A 19979-nucleotide genomic window follows, 5' to 3' on the forward strand; every position below is an offset into this window, starting at 1 on the left:
ACATGAACATGGAAGCGGATGTCGATGATGGTCAACCCACAGGTAACAGCCTTCAGCGCGCAAGACCTCGATTACATCACCGCTCTCGGCCCCGCGTCGTTGAACGAAGGCTCGATCGCCGCGCTGGAACAGGCCTGGCTGGCGTGTCTGAACGGGCGCACCGATCGACCTGCCGGGGTCAGGCAGGTGATTTGGGATTCCTGGCGGCGCAGCGTCGGCACCGGCCTCGATCCTGAGGATGGCGAATATCGATTTGTTGCTCCTGCCGTTCTGGCCGCGACGCTGGCGGCCAATCGCACGTTGATTGCAGCGGCGGCGCAGGTCATGGGGGGATTGCTGGCCTACAACCCCAGGGGCCATATCAACCTGACCGATGCTCAAGGCACGACCCTGTATTTCTGTGGTCTGGACCTCACACCGGTGGGCAGCCGATTGCTGGAGTCGGTGCAGGGCACCAACTGCACGGGGCTGGCGCTTGCCGAAGATCGCTTGGTGTATGTGCTGGCCGAGGAAAACTTCGCCAGCGGCTTGCGTCGACGGCGCATGCACTGCGCCGCCGCGCCGATCAGGGATGCGCAGGGCAGGACGCTCGCCATGCTGACCCTGACCGCTGAGCCGGGCTGGTTTCATTTTCATACGCTGGGCACCGTCCAGGCCGCGGCCGAAGCGGTCTCGCGGCAGATGGCGCTGCAGAGCCTGCTGGAAGAACAACAAACCGTGCTTGAAGTGCTCAACGAGGGACTGGTGGTGCTGGATGAGCAGGGCTGCATCAAGGCGCTCAACCGTTATGCCCGGCAATTGTTCCGCGTGGGCCAGGATCTGCTCGGCAGCCCGTTCCGTCGTCTGGGGCAAAGCGAACTGACCGATAAGATTCTGCTGCATGGCGGGGAAGGGCTACGAGATCTGGATTGCACGTTTGAACTGCATGATCGCAGCCATTTGGCGTGTCTGGTGTCGGTGTGCCCGCTGGAGCAGGGTGGGCGGATTGTTTCGTTGCGTGAGAACCGGCGCATCCGCGAAATTACGCGCCGGGTCATCGGCACTCAAGCCAGCTACACCTTCGAGACCATTCAAGGTAATTCGCGAGCGATACAAGACGCCTTGCGCCTGGGACGGATCGCCAGTCGCAGTGAATCGACCACGCTGATTCTGGGTGAGAGCGGTACCGGCAAGGAGCTGTTCGCCCAGGCGATCCATAACGCCAGCGAGCGTTGCGACGGTCCTTTCGTGGCGGTCAATTGCGGAGCCATTCCGCGCGATCTGGTGCAAAGCGAACTGTTTGGTCATGTCGAGGGTGCCTTCACCGGGTCGGCCCGTGGCGGATCTGCCGGGAAGTTTGAGTTGGCCGATGGCGGAACGATCTTCCTCGACGAAATCGGCGACATGTCTTTCGATGCCCAGGTCAGTCTGCTACGGGTCTTGCAGGAAGGCGAGGTGACGCGCGTGGGGGCGAAAAAATCGCAGCAGGTGGATGTGCGCATCATCGCCGCCACCCACCGCAACCTGAGCCAGGCGGTGGCCAATGGCGCTTTCCGTGAGGATCTTTACTACCGGCTCAACGTCCTGAATCTGACGGTTCCGCCGCTGCGGATGCGCCGGGAAGATGTGCCCTTGCTGGCGCGACATTTTCTCGCTCGTTGCGCGCGGTCATTGCGCAAATCGGTGGAGGGCATCTCGCCAGAGGCGCTGGATATTCTTTCGGCCTACAGCTGGCCGGGTAATGTTCGGGAGCTTGAAAACACCATCGAGCGCGCAACCAATCTGGCGATGACCGAGATGATCCAGCCGGGTGATCTGCCACTTGAAATCAAGCAAAGGCTGCGGCCATCGGTGCCGGGAAGTGTGCCCGAGCCCCGGGCTGCGCTGGACCTTGGCACCCATGAAATGAACGCGATCATCGCCGCCCTCAGGGATGCCCGAGGCAACATCCGCCTGGCCGCCCGGCAACTGAACGTTTCTCGTGGCGGCTTGTACAACAAGATGAATCGGTTCGGGCTGAGCGCCGATGCTTTTCGTGCGAGCACCGACCTCTGATGGGTAATGCTGTTCACTTAAGCCGTAATGCGATCTGTAGCAGCTGCCGAGCTTGCGAGGCTGCGTTCGGCTGCGCAGCAGTCGTAAAACCAGAACTCGCGGTGTGTCAGGCATACCGCGTCAGCTGGATTCACGACTGCTGCGCAGCCGAACGCAGCCTCGCAGGCTCGACAGCTGCTACCAGCGAACGCAGCCTCGAGCGTTCTCTGAGGTAATGATCTGCAACGGAATATGCACCCGATGCCGGAGCGGATCGAAGTCCGGCGTGGTCTGCAACTCGACCAGCAAGTCGACCAGCGCGGCCGCCAGCAATCGCGGCTGGGAGTCGATGACCAGGTCGATCAACCCTTGATCCAGGGCTTGTCGAGACAGCTCGGTCGACTCCTGCAGGATGCAACACAGCGACGGCCGTTTCGGCAGCTGTGACAGGGCCCGGATGATGCCGTCGCCGCCACCGCCGACCACGCACAGCCCCCGCAAATCGGCATGGCGCGCGATGAGTTCCAGTGTCGCCTCTTCGGTGACATCGCAGTTGTCCAGGTTGATCACCGCTTCGAGTAGGCGCAACCCCGGTGCGCGCTCCGCCAGGTAACTGCGCAGCCCCTCGACCCGAGCCTGATGACCAAGAAAACGATGGCCGCCGAGCAATACGCCGACGCTGCCCTTGCGTGCGCCGCAGGTGTGAGCCAGCAGCCAACCCATGGTGCGCCCGACCTCATGATTATCCTGACCGATGTAAGGTTCTTCTGCCGCCTCATGGATGTCCGACAGCAGGGCGATCACCGGCACGCCTGCGGCTCTGATCTGCGCGATGGCGGCATTGATCAGCGGGTGAGCGAAGCTGACCACCGCCAGGCCATCACACTGCACGGCCAGTTGTTCGATCTGGGCAATGATCGCGCTGGGTGTGCGATCGAAGACGTATTCGAACTGGCAGCTCAGATTGGCGCCGGCCTGACGCTGCGCTGCCTCGGTGATGGCGGAGGCAACGTTGGCATAGAACGCCTGGGCGGTACCGAGTAACAGGATGCCGAATCGATAGCTGGGACGACGTTCGCGAATGCGCTGGCCGATCAGCCGGGCGGCGAAATAACCGACGGCTTCGGCGGCCTGGAACACCTGCTCGGCGGTGGCCGGGTTGACCGGAGCCCGGGCGTTGAGCACCCGGTCCACGGTGGCGACACTCAAGCGAGCGTGCTCGGCAACGGTGGCGATGGTGGGGCGTTTTTTGTTGTTCATGCTGGGCCCTTGAGTCGCTTTGATAGAAAACTATCAAGCTGCAATGGGCCTGGATGATAGCTTGATAGGGAATGTATTCAAGGGATTGAGGGTGGTTTGTGCGCTCTCTATATTTTCTCCAGCGATGCCATCCCGCATCGAAAGCAAGTGCTTAAACCATCAAGCTTGCGGAGAACAATAAAATGCCCGAACACAACGCAGCCTTTGAAAAAACCGATAAACCCGTGCCAAGGGATTATCGATTGACCGGTCCCGAAGCCGCCCGAGCGGCGCAAAAAGGTTTGGTATCGGCAACGTGGTACCAATCGCCCATCTCCCGCAAACGCATGAAAGAATTGATGCAGCGTCGCGATGGCCCGGCCCTGCGTGATACCGCCATCTGGCTGTCGGCGATGGCTGTGACCGGCTTCGGTGGCTACTGGTTCTGGGGCTCCTGGGCCTGCGTTCCGTTCTTCTTCGTCTATGGGCTGCTCTATGGCACCGCGTCCAATGCCCGTTGGCACGAAACGGGTCACGGTACGGCGTTCAAGACCCGCTGGATGAATGATGCGGTCTACCAGCTGTCGAGCTTCATGTTCATGTTTGAACCCCAGGTCTGGCGCTGGAGCCATGCGCGGCATCACACCGACACCATCATCGTTGGTCGCGATCCGGAAATCGTCGAGCCGCGTCCACCGAGTCTGATCATGATGGTGCTGAGTCTGTTCAGAATGCCTTACGCGTTGAAGACGATGGGGTCAGTTTGCCGGCATGCAGTCGGGCGGATGGGTGAAGAAGAGCAGACCTTCATCCCCGAATCCGAATGGCCCAAAGTGGCGCGAGACGCGCGCGTCTGGCTGGCTATCTATGGGCTTACCGTGGGCACGGCGCTTTTTCTGCAGAGCTGGTTGCCGCTGATGTTTATCGGTCTGCCGACCCTCTATGGCGGTTGGTTGTCCTACCTGTTCGGCCTTTCGCAGCACGTCGGCCTGGCGGAAGACGTACTCGATCACCGCAGCAACTGCCGCACGATTTACATGAACCGACTGCTGCGTTTCCTGTACCTCGACATGAACTATCACCTGGAACATCACATGTATCCGATGGTGCCTTTTCATGCGCTGGCGCAGCTTCACGAAGAGATCCGCCGCGACTGCCCGCCGCCTTACGGCAGCCTGTCCGAGGCCTTCAAGGAAATCATCCCGACTATCTGGAGGCAGCGCAAAGACCCGAGCCATTTCGTCTGTCGTCCTTTGCCACAACGCGCAGCATCGGCCGCCACCGTCCAGGCAGAGCCTGAAGTAACGCCGGCCTGACACCTTCCTGTCTGTACCACTACCAGAGAAAACGCCATGACCGATCAATGGATCGATGTATGTGCCGTGGGCGATATCAACGAAGAAGACGTCATTCGTTTCGACCATGGCCCGCACACCTATGCCGTCTACCGCTCTGCCAACAGCGAGTTTTTCGCCACGGCGGGCCTATGCACCCACGAGTCCATTCACCTCGCCGATGGCCTGGTGATGGAGCACGTCATCGAGTGCCCCAAACACAACGGGCGTTTCGACTACCGCTCCGGCAAAGCCCTCGGCGCACCGGTGTGCGTCAACCTCAAGACCTATGAAGTCCGGGTCGAGGCGGGGCGTGTGTTGCTCGCCATCACGGTTTAACTGCACGGAGTCTGTGCCATGAGTCCTGCCAATGCTCCACTGGTCATTGTTGGCGCCGGGCATGCCGGTGGCCGCGCGGCCCTGACCCTGCGCGACGAAGGTTATAGCGGTCGCCTGATCCTGATAGGCGACGAGTTTCACCCGCCTTATGAACGTCCGCCGCTGTCCAAAGGGTTGCTGCAGGGCACGGTCGATCTGGCGGGCTACAGCCTGTGCAATAGCGCTCGGCTCGCTGAGCTGGGTATCGAACACCTGGCCGGCAACCCGGTAAAAGGCCTGGACCCGCAACGGCATAGTCTGCAATTGGCCGACGGCAGCTGGCTGCATTACGCCCGGCTGTTGCTGGCGACGGGAGGGTGCTCGCGCAAGCTTGCCTGTGTGCCCGAGCATCTGCGCAATGTGCTTTATCTGCGTAGCCATGACGAGGCACTGGCACTGCGCGCTTCGTTGCGGCCCGACACCCGACTGGTGATCATCGGCGGCGGCTTCATCGGCCTCGAAGTCGCAGCCACCGCCCGAGCCTTGGGTTGTACGGTGACCTTGCTCGAAGCCGGGCCGCGTCTGGCGGGGCGGGTGTTGCCGGAACGGTTGTCCAGCGTTCTGTTGGAACTGCATCGCAGCCAGGGTGTGGATGTCCGACTCAACGTGGCGATCGAGGCGGTGCAGGGCACTACTCATGTTGAATCGGTGCAACTGGCCGATGGCCAACTGCTGCCCTGTGATCTGGTGGTGGTAGGCATCGGCATGCAACCCAACACCGAGTTGGCCATGGCTGCCGGGCTTGAGGTCGGCCAAGGCATTCGCGTCGATGCCCAATTGCGCACCAGCGCGCCGGACATCTTTGCGGCAGGGGATGTCTGTGAATTTCGGCTGCACCCGCAAGGCGGTTTCCAGCGTCAGGAAACCTGGCGCAACGCCGAAACCCAGGGCCGCCACGCCGCCCTGAATCTGCTGGGCGGCGAGCTGCCTTTCGAAATCATTCCCGGTTTCTGGTCCGACCAGTACGACTGGGGATTGCAGACCGTGGGTGTGATCGCAAACACAGAACCCACGGCGAGCCGGACAACCCCGGGCGGCGGTTTCCTGCTGTTCTACCTCGATGCTGAGCAGCGTTTGCAAGGTGCTTGCGGCTGGGGCCGGGGCAATAGCGTCGCCAAGGACATCAAGTTGTGCGAACGACTGATCGCTTCGCATAACCCCCTCTCGGTAGAGGCTCTGGCCGACGCCGAAGTATCGCTCAAACAACTGCTGAGGAACTGACATGCGTGAATTCCTGGTCTTCCAGTCCCTTTGGGCCATGCAAGATCACCATGGCCAATGCGAACTTGCGTTGGAAGCGCAACTGGAGAAAATCGCTGCCGCCGGTTTCGACGGAATCACTGACCATTTCTGGGTGGCGAACCATGCCGCACGCTTGCATGCCGCCGCCAAGGCGCAGGGCCTGCAAATCGAAGGTCAGGTGTTCCCCCGCACCGTGGATGATCTGGCGGCAGCGATCGACGTCGCGTCCCGCTACGGCTGCCACCATCTCACGCTGCAAGCCGACGTCCGGCCACGCACGCTGGCGCAAGCCATCCAGTTGATCGAGGGGTGGCAGCGACTGGCCGAGCAGGTGGACTTTCCGATCCTGCTGGAAACCCACCGTTATCGCCTCACCAGTGACCTGTTGTTCACCCTCGACATTCTCGCGCAAATGCCCGATCTCAAACTGTTGGCCGACTTGTCCCACTATGTCGTGGGCCGCGAACTGCCGGAGCCGGCCGCGGCCGAAGACGACGAACAGATCCAGACCATTCTGCGCAATAGTTGGGGGTTTCACGGCCGTGTCGCCAACAGCGAACAGGTCCAGGTGCCTTTGAGTTTCGCCCAGCATCGACCTTGGCTGGAGCGTTTCCTGGGCTGGTGGCGCTATGGGATCGAGAACTGGCTGGCCCGACCGGACACGCCCAGCAGCCTGTCCTTCACCTGTGAACTCGGCCCGCCACCCTATGCCATCACCGGGGCCGACGGACGCGACATCACCGACCGCTGGGCCGAGGCGTTGATGCTTAAGGAATTGATGCGTGAGGTCTGGGATGAGTGTCGGGAACGGTCTTGCTGAGCGACGAAAACCCTGTAGGAGCGAGCGGTGCTCGCTCCTACAGCCTTATCCGGCCTCGATCAAAGACAAGCAGGCAGTCTGATTCCGGCCTGAGCGTTTCGCCCGGTACAGTGCCGAGTCCGCCTGTGTCAGCAGGTGCTTATATTCGGCAGCCTCCGGCACGCAGGTATAAACCCCTAAACTGACGGTCACACTCTTGGCCAGGTTGCCATCGTGTGCAATAGCAAGGTTCAGCACCGCGAGCCTGATGTCTTCGGCAATGGAGTAGGCACCTTCGGCATCTGTATCGGGTAGTAATACCGCAAACTCTTCGCCACCGTACCGCGCGGCTAAATCCGATGGCCTGTGAATGCATTGCGCGATTGCCTGCGCTACGGAAGCGATGCAATGGTCGCCGGCAATGTGCCCGTATTGATCATTGAAACTTTTGAAATAATCAATATCGAGCATTATCAAACTGATCCGAGAGTGATGTCTTACCGCGCGAAGCCATTCCTGTTGCAAGCTGTTTTCGAGGTGGCGTCGGTTTGCAAGTCCGGTGAGGGCATCTTGCAATACCAGTTTTTCCAGGGCTGCCCGGGTCTGCTTCAAATGATTTTCTACCGAGACGCCGTAACGTATTTTCTTGATGAGCAAGAGGCCGACAAGAAGGTTGACCAGCAGCACTGCGCCAATCATCAATGCCATCTTGATTGTTCCGGTTTTCCACTCGGCAAAAATGGCTTCCCGTGAATTGGCGGCAGCGACGACCAGCGGATATTTTTGAAGCAACCTGTAGCCGAAGAGTCGATCAACGCCGTCGATAATCGATTTGATCATGACGGTATCAGCCGGAGACTTGGGTAAATAGATGGAAAATATTTCCCCTTTGGCTAGCGACGCACCGATGAACTCTTCAGCAAATGGCCGCCTGGCGATTATCGTTCCGTCGGGAAGGGCCAGGAAAATGGCGCCTTTGCGGTCAATGGAGAACGTTGAGAAGAACTTGTCAAAGTAGGCCATTTTGATCGTGGCCAGCACGACACCCTTAAAATGGCCCTCGCTATCGTTGATTCGTCGGGAAAGAGGAATAATCCATTCGCCGGTCGTGCGGCTGCGGATGGCCCGGCCGATGCGAGGCGACAGGGTTACGTTGTTTTTGTGAAAGATGAAGTAATCACGATCGGCATTGTTGGGCGCTTCAGGTTTCGAATCGAACGAAGTCAGGATCCAGTTGCCGTTTTCATCATAGTAAAAAAGGCCGTGCAACTGTTCGGTGGTAAAGACTCTGCGCTTAAGCAGTTTTTGCGTTTTATCGAGCTGTTGGGCACTTGGGTTGTCTTTTATTCTGTCGATCAGTTCATCCAGGATCAGGTTGGCTTCATCAAACGTGTCAGTCGCTTGTTGGGCCATCGACCACGTCAAATTGCCTGATACCAGTTTTGCTTGTGAGAGTTCATAGGCTTTACTTTGGGCGGCTTGAAGCCAGTAAATACTCAGTATCGAGAGGGTGACTAAAGCCATGAACACGACGGAGATCGCTGTTGCCGGCAGTCTTCTCGGCTGCAAAGGGGAGTGGCGGGTATTGTCTTCGGAGCGGTTTTCCACAAAACCCCCTGGGATGAATTTCGACTACATTATCTGCTGATCTCCATCGGTGCCAACAGTTCATGTCATTCTCGAACTTGGGCAATTCAAGATCCATATGGTTTTTCGCGTTTTGTTTCAAACGACTAGATCAGCGTTTTCAGGTCGATATTCTCGGCCATCGCCTTGTTGCCGGTATCGCCGGGATGCAAGTGGTCGCCGGAGTCGATAGTCGGCAGTAAGCGACTTGGGTGTTCAGGGTCGCGGGTCATTAGATCGAAGTCGATCACGGAATCGAATGCGTGGCTGCTACGTATCCAGTCATTAATGGCCTGGCGCAGTTGTTCTTTCTCGGCGCTGTGATAGTTCTTCACGATCGTTCCATTCAGGGCGCCTTCGACCGGCATCAGGGTTGTTCCAATGATGCGAATGTTGTTCAGGCGCGCTTGATCGATCAGTTGCCGATAGCCCGCGATCAACTGTTCCTTGGCTGGCAGGCGTTCGTTCGGAGCGAAGGAGGAGCCCGGCCAACTGATGTCATTGATGCCGAGCATCACAATCACCGTTTTTACTCCGGGCTTGCCCAGCACATCGCGCTTGAAACGCGCCAGTGCACTGACACCCATGCCATCTTCGAGCAGGCGAGCCCCGGATATCCCAGCGTTGAGCACCGCGAGCCTCTGCGCGGCCAAGCGTTGAGCGAGGAAGTCCGGCCAGCGTCGATTGCTGTCCAGGGTCGAGCCATTGCCATCGGTAATCGAGTCGCCGAGCACCACAAGGGCACGGGTGTCGAGCGGTGCATCCACCAGGATGTCGCTGAGAAACAGCCGCGCCTCCACCTGCTCGCTGCCTTCCAGTCGCTGAGCATCGACGTGTTTTCCGGGGGCGATAAATGCGGTTTGTTTGCCATCCCAGTGAAAGGTCGTCAACGGCGTGTGCTGCGGCAGATAAAGAGCGATCGCAAGCTCACTGAGCGCCGGCACTGCCAGTTCTATCGGATCACTGATCCGCGTTTCACCCGCAGCGAGGGTGACCTGTTCCTGATCACTGAACTTCAGCGTGTGCCCGGAGCCTGGGCGAATCTGATCGACGCCCTCAGTGAAGGCGATACGCGCGGCACCGATGACCAGCGGTTGCTTGCCATATTCGTTGGAAACCACCACCCGTAACCGGCTTCCGCCGCTGCTGATGCGCACCCTCTGGTGAAGGGTGCTATCGGTCAGCGCTTCCGGAATTCGCGTGGGCAGTGGCAGTTCGTTGCCCCAGGTGGGTTGAGGGCTGGCCATCCAGGTGGTGACCCAGTTTTCCGCCGCCATGACAGGGCTTGCGGCAAGCAGGGCAGTCAAGGCAAGAGGTAACGGTATTCTCGAGTGAAAGGCTTTCATCCAGGTATCTCCTTGGGCGGTAATGATTCAAGAAGGCCAGATTGGTCTATTCAAAATACGTGTGGTAGAAGGGGAAGCTGCATACAGCCCATTCCAGAATCGAATGCCCATGGACAGTCTTAAAGCGATGCACTGTTTTGTCCGTGCCATTGAGCTCGGAAGCCTGTCATCTGCCGCGCGTGAGTTGGGCAGCACTCAGCCCACCGTCAGCAAACTGGTCGCGGCGCTGGAAAAGCAATTGGGAGCCCGTTTGTTGATTCGTGGCACCACCGGGTTGACGCCTACCGAACAGGGAAAGCGTTTCTACGAGCGTGCCAAAGGCGTGCTGGAAGAGTACGGCGAGGCCGTTGCGGATGTGCGTGGTCTGACCGAACGCCCCGAAGGTTTTCTGCGCGTCAACGCTCCGGTCAGCCTCGGTGTGTTGCGGTTGAATGTGTTGCTGTTGTCGTTCATGGAGCAGTACCCGGCTATTGAAGTGGAGCTGATCCTCAATGATCGTTTCGTCGATCTCACTGAGGAAAACGTCGACCTGGCCCTGCGCCTGGGGGGCAGCCTGCCGCCGAACGCCGTTGCCCGACGCATAGCGACTTCACCGCGCTATCTGGTGGCCGCACCGGAATACCTGCGCAACCATTCCCCATTGAACAGCCCGGCGGACTTGAGCGAGCACAACTTCCTGCGTTTTGCGTGGTTGACCGCGGGCGACCGTCTGGAGCTCAACGGCCCCCATGGTGAGCAAATCAGTGTCACGACTCAGGGGCGCTATCGAACCAACAGCTCATTGGCCATTCGCGACGGTCTTCTGCAGGGTGCGGGGCTGTGTATCACGCCGGCCTGGCTGGTCAGCGACCTGCTTGAAAACGGGCAGTTGGTCCGGGTGCTGCCCGACTGGAGCGGCCCACCGAACGACGCTTTTCTGATCTATCCCGAACGCCGCTACCGCCCGCTGCGCACGCGTTTATTGATGCAGTATCTGGCCGAACGGGTAGGGCAGTTGCCTGGTTTCTTGCCTTGACGGAGCACCCATGATTTGACGGGTATTTGGTTGTGTTATACAACTAAATGCACATTCTGTTCGAGGTGCTTGCCGTGACCCGTACCCAGTCAGACCTGATCAACCAAGTCCGTTCAGCATCGCGCCTCATGGTGCGCGAGTTGGGGTTCATGCAAACCACGCTGGCGGCGACGGACTATTCGCCTTCGTTTGTTCACACGATCGTGGAGATTGGAGATCGGGGGGCGCTGACAGCAGGGGAACTTGTGGAGCTGCTCGGCCTGGAAAAATCCACTGTGAGCCGGATGGTGCGCAAGCTCATTGAGGCCGGCGAGATCGAAGAAATTCCACACGAGGAGGATGCGCGCTCCAAGAAACTGCGACTCACGGCACAGGGCAAGAAAACCCTGCGAGCCATTGATTCGTTCGCCAGGCAACAGGTGGACGCTGCCTTGGTTTATCTGACGAATGAGCAACAACAAGCAGTGAGTGAGGGCATCGCCAACTATGCCGGCGCACTGCAAGCTCATCGACTCGGTACAGCGCCGCAGCCACCCGCGCAGCTGGAGATCGCTCGGGGCTACCGGCCCGGAATCATCGGCCGCATGGTGCAAATGCATGCCGACTACTACGCACGGCATTCGAATTTCGGCCAGCCATTCGAAAGCCTGGTCGCATCGGACATGGCGGAGTTGATGGGGCGTTTGCACAATCCACGCAACGAGGTTTGGGTGGCGTTGGATGGCCAGCGAATTGTCGGTTCCATCGCCATAGACGGTGAAGGCGAGGGCGGCGAAGCGATTCTGCGCTGTTTCATTCTGGATGACTCGGCGCGAGGCAAAGGCGCAGGCAAACGCTTGTTGGCTGAAGCCATGAAATTCTGTGACGAACAGGGCTTTTGCGCGACGCGGTTGTGGACGTTCAAAGGCCTGGATGTGGCTCGTAAACTGTATGAAGACTTTGGCTTCAAGTTGGAACAGGAGCAAGAGGGCCAGCAGTGGGGGGCGACGGTTATCGAACAGTGTTTTGTGCGACCTGGCCCGGTTGCTGGGCCGCTAAATGGAGTTGGCGATACGCATCCACCAATTGATCTTGCGTGAACGCGCGATTTCGCCCGCTGGGATTGGGCAGGACCCAGACCGAGGCATTACCAAACATCTTTGACTGAAGCCCCCACGCGATGTCCCGTTGACCGGACAACGCGCTGTACGCAGCTTTGCCGAGAAACGCCACAAAGCGTGGCGCATAGCGTGCGATCTTTTGTTCAAAATCCGCGGCGGCAGCGGTGAATTCATGCACGGACAGCTGATCCGCTCGCGCCGTAGGCCGTTCAACCACTGCGGTTAATCCACATTGATATTGCAAGATCGTCCGGTCGTTTTCCGGGTGCACCTCTGTAGGCGTAAAACCGGCGAGATGGAGTGTGCGCCAGAAGCGATTGCCTCGACCCGCAAAATGATGGCCCAGGGCGGCGGCAGTCACGCCCGGATTAATGCCACAAAAAATCACCGCAAGCCGTTCGGTGAGGATGTCTTCGAGTCCTTCACCCACCCTACACCTCACACACCGCAAATCACGTTGACCGCATTGCGGGCAAGCTCCGTCAATTCCGTGCGGGATTTGCCCGCCCGCGCCCGTATCGAAATGCTATGCAACAGGGATGAGGCGAGTACGGCGAGGGCGGCTGGGTCGACATCGTCTTTCAACTCACCGGCGCTGACTGCCGCGCGCAGACGCGTTTCGAGATCGGCATCGAGCCGGCTGAGCCGGTCCGCAAGAACCTCTCGTATTGCAGAATCCTCGACGGCTTCGGTCGTCGCCGTGCCGATCGCAAAGCAGCCACGCGGTTGCCCCTCGCCCGAGAAGTAGATCGACAACTGTCCCTCATAGAAGCCCATTAGCGCCTGCTCCAAAGTCAGGTCTTTGTCCATAAGCGCCTCCTGCATGGCAGCGGAGGCAGACTCCCAATACTGCTCAAGCGCCTTGATGTAGAGCGCGTGCTTGTCACCGAATGCCGCATAGAGGCTTGGGCGATTCATGCCGGCGGCGGTGGCGATGCTGTCCAGGGAAGCGCCGGAATATCCAGTGCTCCAGAAAACCCCAAGTGCCTGTTGCAGCGCTGTCTGCGGGTCATATGCGCGGGGGCGGCCTCGGCCTTTGCCCTCTGTAATCTTTTTTTGTGCCATGTTGTACAAAATCCTTGTGTGGGGATGGACTGCTCTATATTCTTACACCATCGCACAAAATTAAGGAACCAGAAGTTCCTGAACGTCAGGTTTGTTGTAGCTGAGCTCGAACTGGGTGTTGCGGCGACGAAACCGGTGCGGTGGAGCGATCCTCCCTGACCGTGCACGGGTTTGCTTTCTCACAGCAATTTTTGCCATCAGGGCCGCAGGCGATTCTCGCAGGTGCTGGCCCGATTTCCCGGTTAAAGGTGTATTCGATCATGACTAAACAGTTCGACATCCCGGCTACGCAGACCTTCGAGCACGCAAGGCCTGACGCGCCCATCAAAAAACCGTTCAAGCAGAAATTTCGGCCCTTGTTGATTGTCGGTTTGCCGGTGCTCTTCGCAGCGCTGGGCTATGCCCGCTATCAAGCAGGCGAGGCGTTCATTTCGACCGATAACGCCTACGCTCGAGTGGCGAAGGCGTCGATCAACGCGCGTATTTCCGGACAAGTCGTCGAAATCGCCGTCGAGGACAACCAACCGGTTCACAAAGGCCAGATGCTGTTTCGGATCGACCCGAAACCGTTCCAGATCGCGGTTGACCGTGCGCAAGCACAGCTGAGCGTGGCGCGGCTGCGCATCGATGGGCTCAAGGCCGGTTACCGCCAGCAGCAGGCTGAACTGCAATCGGCCAAAGAGTCGGCCGATTTCGATCAGCGCGAGTTTGCCCGCAAGAAAGCGCTGGTCGCTACCGAGTTCGTCTCGCGGGCGATTTACGAGCGCGCCGACACCGACCTCAAAGTTGCCCGGCAACGCATCGCGTCGATCGAACAACAGATCGCCAGCACGGTTGTCGCGTTGAACGGTAATCCAGACATCGAAGCCGATAACCACCCGACGGTTCGTGAAGCGAGGGCGCAGCTGGACGAGGCGCAACTCTACCTCTCGTACACGACGGTATATGCGCCGGACGATGGCATCGTGGCCAAGGTCGACGATCTGCAGGTTGGCAACTACGTCAGCAACGGTGCACCGGCTTTTGCGCTGCTGTCCGATCGGCAGATTTGGGTCGAGGCCAACTTCCGCGAAACGCAGGTGACCCACATGCGTCCAGGCCAGGAAGCAACCATCAGCATCGATACCTATCCCGATCACGTTTTCAAAGCCCACGTGACCAGCATGAGCCCCGGTGCCGGGTCGGACTTCGCCTTGCTGCCGCCTGAAAATGCCACCGGTAACTGGGTCAAGGTTGTCCAGCGGGTACCGGTGCGCCTTGAACTCGACGAGGCCGACCCTGCGTTTCCGCTTTTTTCGGGCACCAGCGCCACGGTCAAGGTCGATACCGGGTATCACACGCCATGGTGGCATCCGCTCAAGGCGCTGTTAACCGCAGGTAACTTCTGATGAACGCCAATTCTATCGGGCCTCAAGGTGCGGGAACATTGAGGTTCGCCGCGCTGCTCGCGACCTATATGCAGTCGGCGAACCTGCCGTTGCCGAATGCGGTACTCAGGTTTATCCAAGGCAGTCTGTCGATGACTGACGACCAGGCAGGCTGGGTATTCACCTCATACCTCGCGGCGAGCGCCATCACCATGCCGGTTGCGCAGTGGCTGGCCGGGCGTTATGGCTTGAAGCGGGTTTATCAGGCCGCGCTGGTCTTCTTCGTTCTTGGCTTGCTGCTCGCCACGGTTGCGACGACTCCGCTGGAGTTCGTCGGTGCGCGGATTATCCAGGGCCTGGCGAGTGGCGTGCTGGCGCCGCTGTCGATGGCGATTTCAATGGAGACGTTGCCACTGGAGAAGCGTGCGAAATTTGGCGCGACATGGACGGCAATCGTGCTCTTGGGCATCGTCAGCGGCCCGAGCATCGGTGGTTGGGTCAGCGAGCATTTCGGCTGGCGGCCGATCTTCTACATCAGCCTTCCGTTGTCGGCATTCATCTTCCTGGTGATGGCGCTTTTGCTTGCCGAGAAGAAGGCCGAGCAACGTCCGTCGTTCGATTTCTTCGGCTTCGGCAGCTTCACGCTGGCGTTGATCAGCCTGCAAATGTTGCTCGACCGCGGCGAACGCCTGGACTGGTTTGCCTCGACCGAAATCTGGCTGGAAGCGGTGGGCTGCGCGTTGGGGCTGTACCTGTTCGCCGTGCATCTGTTGAGCAAGAAGGTGCATTTCCTCAACAAGCGTCTGTTCAAGGACCGCAACTTCGTACTGTCGACGATTATCTTTTTCGCCGTGGGTTTCGTGCTGTTGTCGACCATGGCACTGACGTCGCCGATGCTGGACGAGATCCTCGGCTATCCGCCTGATACGACAGGTTCGCTGACGATACCGCGTGGTGTGGGGCTGGTAGGGGCTTTCCTGCTGATGGGTCGTGTTCCCGAGCGTTTCGACCGTCGGTGGTTCGTGGCGATTGGCGTGGCCGTGGTGATTTATGCCAACTGGTTGATGCTCGGTTATTCGCCGTTGATGGACTGGTCGCCGGTGGCGATTGCCGGGGCGATCCAGGGGATTGGCATCGGCATCTTGATGCCGTCGCTCACCAAGATCGCGTTCAGCACGCTCGATCCCAAGTTACGCCCTGAAGGCACCGGTTTTTTCAATCTGTCGCGTGTTTACGGGAGCACCCTCGGCGTTGCGATCGTGCAGATTTTCTTCTTCAACAATACGCAAGCGATGCACCTGGCACTGGTCAGCCATCTGACGCCTTATCGCGCCGCTGCGCATGCCGCGCCGATGTCCCTGCAAGCACTGGCGGGGCTCAACGAAATGATCACCGGCCAGGCGGCTTTTATCGCGGTGGTCGACCAATTCAAGCTGTTGATGGTGGCGATGCTGGTGGTCAGTCCACTGGTTGTCTTTCTTCGCAAGCCCGTTCCGACCAACTAGTTTTCGTGGAGTTTGCCCAATGAAATCCAATGCACGCTTCATCAACAGACAGACGTTAAAAACCACGTTCGGTGCGGTGTCGGTTCTTGCGTTCCTGACGGCTTGCACCGTCGGCCCCGACTATCAAATGCAGCCGCCGAGCCTGTCGCAGCACTACGACCAACAGGCCGAGCAGCGTCTCGGCCAGGGCGGCAACCAGCCTGGCGGGCAACACATCAACCTTGGCCAGAAGGTCAGCGGTGACTGGTGGACGGCCTTCCATTCGCACAAGCTCGACCAGGTTGTGCGTCGCGCCATCGAGGGCAATCTTGAGCTCGTGGCTGCGGATGCAACGATCCGGCAAGCGGCGTCGTCCGTCGCGGCGGCGGAGGGGGCGCTTTATCCGCAGGTCGACTTTGGCGCCCAGGCGGGTCGTCAGCGGGTACACAACGCGAAAGAGCCTTCGATCTCCAATTTCTACGCGATTGGGCCGCGGGTCGGTTTCGACCTTGATGCGTTCGGCGGTAACAAGCGGCGGGTCGAGCAGCAGCAAGCGTTTGCCGATCTTCAGAAGCATCGATACGAAGCGGCGTACCTGACCCTGACGGGGAATGTCGCCAGCCAGGCATTGTTGGTGGCGTCTGCCAACGCGCAGATGGCAGCCGTCGAAAAGCTGCTTGCCAATGACGCCAAGAACCTCGACCTGGTGCGCAGGGCACACGCCAGCGGCGTCACCACGCAGATCGACGTTTCGCTGGCCGAGACCCGGCTCGCCCAGGACCGCACACTGTTGCCGCCCCTCGCCCAGCAGCGTGATGCCGCGCGCCATGCGCTGTCGATTCTCACCGGCAAAGGCCCTGGCGACTGGATCGCGCCGGACTTCGATTTTGCCGAGTTCGTATTGCCGGCCAACGTGCCGGTGAGTGTGCCTTCGGAAATGGCCCACGGCCGACCGGACGTCCTGCAAGCAGAGGCGGAACTGCACATGGCCAGCGCGGCAGTCGGTGTCGCGACCGCGAACCTCTATCCCCATGTAACGCTGTCCGCCTCGCTGGTACAGGCCGCTTCCGGCAATGGCGGTGCCGCGCTCTGGGGTTTGGCTGCAGGGTTGGCGGGGCCGATCTTTGACGGCGGAACGCTCAAGGCTGAACGTCAGGCTGCCGTCGACGGTTACAAGGCGACGCTCGCCGGTTATCAGCAGACGGTCATTCAGTCGTTCGGTCAGGTCGCGGACTCGTTGCAGGCGATCAACCATGACAGCGAGCAAAACCTGGCGCAGGAAGACGCGTTACGCGCTGCAGAAACCAGTTTTCGGTTGAACCAGCAAGCCTATGCGCAAGGCGAGAACAGCATTCTCCAGGTGCTGGAAGCGGAACGTGCCTACGAGCAAGCGTTGCTGGGGCAAATTCGGGTGAAGACCGCGCAGTATCTCGACACGGTGCAACTGTATGTAGCCCTCGGCGGTAATTCCGTCGGCGCGTTTGAGCAACGGATTGCCAGTCGCGAAGCACATAACCCTTCGTATCAATAACGGCTACGGCCCCGAACATTGGAGTCAAGAGATGTCTTACGAAGCTTTTCACGATGCACTTCGCGATACCCGGTTTGCGCTGAACCACGGCTCAGGTGAAATGCCGGCCGTTGGGTTTGGCACGCTGTTCAGTGATCTCAGCGTCACCACACAAGCGGTCAAGGACGCCTTGGAAGCGGGCTTTCGCCATTTCGACTGTGCAGAGCGCTATCGCAATGAGGAGGGTGTCGGCGCTGCGATAAAAGAGATGCTGGAGGCGGGCAAGATCCGCCGGGAGGACGTGTTCATTACCACTAAACTGTGGAACACCAACCATCGTCCCGAGCGAGTCAAACCTGCCTTCGAGGCCAGCTGCCGCCGCCTTCAAGTGGACTCTATCGACTGCTACCTGATCCATACGCCGTTTGCCTTTCAACCCGGTGAGAATCAGGACCCGAGAGACGAACGGGGTCGCGTCATCTACGACTCCGGCGTGACACTGATCGAGACCTGGAGAGCACTCGAACGCCTGGTGGATGAAGGCCGCTGCAAGTCCATCGGCTTGTCTGATATCACGTTGGAAACGTTAAAAGAGATTGTGGCAGTGGCCCGGATCAAACCTGCCGTGGTGCAGGTTGAGTCCCACCCTTATCTGCCGGAATGGGAACTGCTTGAGTTCTGCAAACAGCATGGAATCGTCCTCCTGGCGTTCGCGCCACTGGGCCATGGCATGGAGCCGAAAGTGTTGGAAGATTCGGTGATTACAGGGATCGCCAAGCGCTTGCAGAAGACTCCGGCTCAAGTGGCATTGGCCTGGTCTGTACAACGGGGCGTTGCTTTTTTGACCACGTCCGCTACACCAAGTCATATCAAGGAAAACCTGGATATCTCCACCCTGCCGCATAGGGCGATGCTTGAGATCAAGGAAGATATTACGACCAGGGTACGATTCAACTCGGTCGTGGAAACCGGTGTGCCTGGATTTATTCCACGGAAGAAGTGACACACGACGAGGAGGGCGGTCTTCTGTAAGGCCGCCCTCTGTCATCCACGCCCTTGAGGTGAAAACGATGGACGTTTTCCAAACCATGCGGTTTTTCATGGCTGTTGCCCAGAGCGGCAGTTTTACCGCGGCAGCCGAGCTATTGGACACCACGACAACCAACGTCTCCAAAGCCGTTTCCAGTCTGGAGGCCCGGCTTCAAACCCGTCTGATTAACCGCACCACCCGACGCCTGGCGCTGACCGAAGCGGGTGCACGCTATTTGCAACGATGCGAGAGGATTCTTGACGAGGTACGTGAAGCCGAGGAGGAAGCAGGGACCGCTCACACCCAACCCGTGGGCAGGCTGAAAATTCACGCCATGTCAGCCATCGGTAATCATTACGTGATCGATGCCATTGCCAAATACAGAGAGACTCATCCCTCGGTCATGTTTGATTTGACGCTGACCAATCGGCTACCTGACTTGCTTGAGGAAGGGTATGACATGTCGATTGTTTTAGCGCGGGATCTGCCCGATTCAGGGTTTGTCGCTCAGCGGCTTGGCATCACTTACAGCATTCTCTGCGCTTCGCCTGCTTATCTGAAGAAACGCGGAATCCCGGACTCTCCGGGTTCTCTTGGTACACATGATTGTTTGAGGATTGTTAATACGGTAATGCCGGTTGAACACTGGGCATTTGAGGGGCCTGAAGGCGTGGAGTCAATTAACGTCCCATTGTCTCCTTTTCATATCAATACGGCTGATGGAATGACTGTCGCGATAACAAACGGGATGGGCATCGGTATTCAGCCGATTGCTTCTGCGGTCAATGGCCTCAGGGCCGGCACGTTAGTGCGCGTGTTGCCGGAGTATCGGCTTGAAGAGTTGAATCTATTTGCAATCTACCCATCACGAAAATTCGTGGATGCGAAGACAAAGACTTGGGTGGAGTTTCTTAAACATCACATCCCGGGCATGTTGGCATCCGATGAAAAAATCGTAGGTTCGGGAAAAAATATCAGTTATTGAGCGGGTTGCACCGCAGGCAAGGAGTGTCGACCCTCCATCGTCCGCACGGTACTCAACCGTTTGAACATCCAGTGCCCATCACTTGATATTGCATGATATGCCGTTGATTGTGAGAGTCTTCATAGGTCATTTGCACCGGGACCGGTTTGCACTCGTCCGGAATCTCTGAGAGGTAAATGACTTTCTTAATGTCGAGCTTCGTTTCGTACGTGTAGATCTCAACAGGTGTTTTGCTGGTCGCGTTAATTGAATGGCCATCGTCTGCAAAGGCGTGTGCGCCTATACCGGCAAGTGCCAGAAGAACCGCAATTTTTAAAGTTTTCATTATCTTCACCGTATCGTCCAAGGTTTACTCTGGGGCCGAGATGATCGTAAAACTCATCTCGGTTTTTCGAGTGGCTACCTCGTGAGCTAATGGATACTGACGCTATTGGCTCACTGGGTAG

The 19979-nt window shown here is 58.7% G+C and carries 18 protein-coding genes; 12 read left to right on the forward strand and 6 right to left on the reverse strand.

The genetic code is table 11. From position 1 onward, the window contains the following. Positions 1–18 precede the first annotated feature (18 nt). A complete protein-coding gene (locus AC1DQM_RS28740; protein WP_477747181.1) occupies positions 19–2034 on the forward strand; it encodes a sigma-54 interaction domain-containing protein in 2016 nt (671 codons plus the stop codon). Positions 2035–2211: 177 nt separating this feature from the next. Here the strand turns inward: AC1DQM_RS28740 and AC1DQM_RS28745 are convergent, their stop codons facing one another. Next, on the reverse strand, positions 2212–3273 hold the full coding sequence (locus AC1DQM_RS28745; RefSeq protein ID WP_064618538.1) for a substrate-binding domain-containing protein: 1062 nt from the start codon (positions 3271–3273) through the stop codon (positions 2212–2214). 182 nt (positions 3274–3455) lie between these two features. Between AC1DQM_RS28745 and AC1DQM_RS28750 the strand changes: the two genes are divergently transcribed. From AC1DQM_RS28750 to AC1DQM_RS28765, 4 genes are read left to right on the forward strand one after another with little or no spacing between them, the layout of a single operon-like run. After that, complete coding sequence (locus AC1DQM_RS28750) at positions 3456–4568, forward strand: fatty acid desaturase family protein (RefSeq protein WP_138867841.1); 1113 nt, start codon at positions 3456–3458, stop codon at positions 4566–4568. A gap of 36 nt (positions 4569–4604) precedes the next feature. Beyond that, complete coding sequence (locus AC1DQM_RS28755; RefSeq protein WP_018930065.1) at positions 4605–4925, forward strand: MocE family 2Fe-2S type ferredoxin; 321 nt, start codon at positions 4605–4607, stop codon at positions 4923–4925. 18 nt (positions 4926–4943) lie between these two features. Next, positions 4944–6185: an NAD(P)/FAD-dependent oxidoreductase gene (locus AC1DQM_RS28760; protein WP_477747182.1), complete on the forward strand. Its 1242-nt coding sequence runs from the start codon at positions 4944–4946 to the stop codon at positions 6183–6185. A gap of 1 nt (position 6186) precedes the next feature. Then, the gene (locus AC1DQM_RS28765) at positions 6187–7026 is read left to right on the forward strand and encodes a sugar phosphate isomerase/epimerase family protein (protein WP_018930067.1); all 840 of its coding nucleotides are present in this window, start codon (positions 6187–6189) and stop codon (positions 7024–7026) included. Between the two features lie 45 nt (positions 7027–7071). On the opposite strand, the gene AC1DQM_RS28770 is transcribed toward AC1DQM_RS28765, so the two are convergent. Both AC1DQM_RS28770 and AC1DQM_RS28775 read right to left on the reverse strand, forming a co-directional pair. Then, on the reverse strand, positions 7072–8613 hold the full coding sequence (locus AC1DQM_RS28770; protein ID WP_477747183.1) for a sensor domain-containing diguanylate cyclase: 1542 nt from the start codon (positions 8611–8613) through the stop codon (positions 7072–7074). Positions 8614–8738: 125 nt separating this feature from the next. After that, a complete protein-coding gene (locus AC1DQM_RS28775) occupies positions 8739–9977 on the reverse strand; it encodes an SGNH/GDSL hydrolase family protein (protein ID WP_477747184.1) in 1239 nt (412 codons plus the stop codon). A 109-nt stretch (positions 9978–10086) separates the two neighbouring features. On the opposite strand from AC1DQM_RS28775, the gene AC1DQM_RS28780 reads away from it, so the two are divergent. Together AC1DQM_RS28780 and AC1DQM_RS28785 are read left to right on the forward strand one after the other, a co-directional pair. After that, positions 10087–10992, forward strand: a complete 906-nt coding sequence (locus tag AC1DQM_RS28780) for a LysR family transcriptional regulator (RefSeq protein WP_477747185.1) — start codon at positions 10087–10089, stop codon at positions 10990–10992. A gap of 47 nt (positions 10993–11039) precedes the next feature. After that, complete coding sequence (locus tag AC1DQM_RS28785) at positions 11040–12071, forward strand: bifunctional helix-turn-helix transcriptional regulator/GNAT family N-acetyltransferase (RefSeq protein WP_086944893.1); 1032 nt, start codon at positions 11040–11042, stop codon at positions 12069–12071. On the opposite strand, the gene mug is transcribed toward AC1DQM_RS28785, so the two are convergent. Together mug and AC1DQM_RS28795 are read right to left on the reverse strand one after the other, a co-directional pair. After that, positions 11983–12522, reverse strand: coding sequence for a G/U mismatch-specific DNA glycosylase (gene mug, locus AC1DQM_RS28790; protein ID WP_477747186.1), 540 nt, complete (start codon positions 12520–12522; stop codon positions 11983–11985). The genes AC1DQM_RS28785 and mug overlap by 89 nt on opposite strands. A gap of 8 nt (positions 12523–12530) precedes the next feature. Further along, positions 12531–13157, reverse strand: coding sequence for a TetR/AcrR family transcriptional regulator (locus tag AC1DQM_RS28795; protein ID WP_086944891.1), 627 nt, complete (start codon positions 13155–13157; stop codon positions 12531–12533). A 260-nt stretch (positions 13158–13417) separates the two neighbouring features. On the opposite strand from AC1DQM_RS28795, the gene AC1DQM_RS28800 reads away from it, so the two are divergent. The 5 genes from AC1DQM_RS28800 to AC1DQM_RS28820 all read left to right on the forward strand — a co-directional run bounded on the left by AC1DQM_RS28800 (position 13418) and on the right by AC1DQM_RS28820 (position 19533). Then, on the forward strand, positions 13418–14545 hold the full coding sequence (locus AC1DQM_RS28800; RefSeq protein ID WP_018930073.1) for an HlyD family secretion protein: 1128 nt from the start codon (positions 13418–13420) through the stop codon (positions 14543–14545). Then, positions 14545–16029, forward strand: coding sequence for a DHA2 family efflux MFS transporter permease subunit (locus AC1DQM_RS28805; protein ID WP_477747187.1), 1485 nt, complete (start codon positions 14545–14547; stop codon positions 16027–16029). Before AC1DQM_RS28800 ends, AC1DQM_RS28805 begins: the two co-directional genes overlap by 1 nt. A gap of 19 nt (positions 16030–16048) precedes the next feature. Next, the gene (locus AC1DQM_RS28810; RefSeq protein WP_477747188.1) at positions 16049–17539 is read left to right on the forward strand and encodes an efflux transporter outer membrane subunit; all 1491 of its coding nucleotides are present in this window, start codon (positions 16049–16051) and stop codon (positions 17537–17539) included. Positions 17540–17570: 31 nt separating this feature from the next. Further along, complete coding sequence (locus AC1DQM_RS28815; protein ID WP_477747189.1) at positions 17571–18521, forward strand: aldo/keto reductase; 951 nt, start codon at positions 17571–17573, stop codon at positions 18519–18521. A gap of 67 nt (positions 18522–18588) precedes the next feature. Continuing rightward, complete coding sequence (locus AC1DQM_RS28820; RefSeq protein ID WP_138867832.1) at positions 18589–19533, forward strand: LysR family transcriptional regulator; 945 nt, start codon at positions 18589–18591, stop codon at positions 19531–19533. Between the two features lie 52 nt (positions 19534–19585). Here the strand turns inward: AC1DQM_RS28820 and AC1DQM_RS28825 are convergent, their stop codons facing one another. Then, the gene (locus AC1DQM_RS28825; protein ID WP_086944886.1) at positions 19586–19858 is read right to left on the reverse strand and encodes a DUF2790 domain-containing protein; all 273 of its coding nucleotides are present in this window, start codon (positions 19856–19858) and stop codon (positions 19586–19588) included. Between the last annotated feature and the right edge of the window lie 121 nt (positions 19859–19979).

The organism is Pseudomonas sp. 01L34, assembly GCF_056400265.1.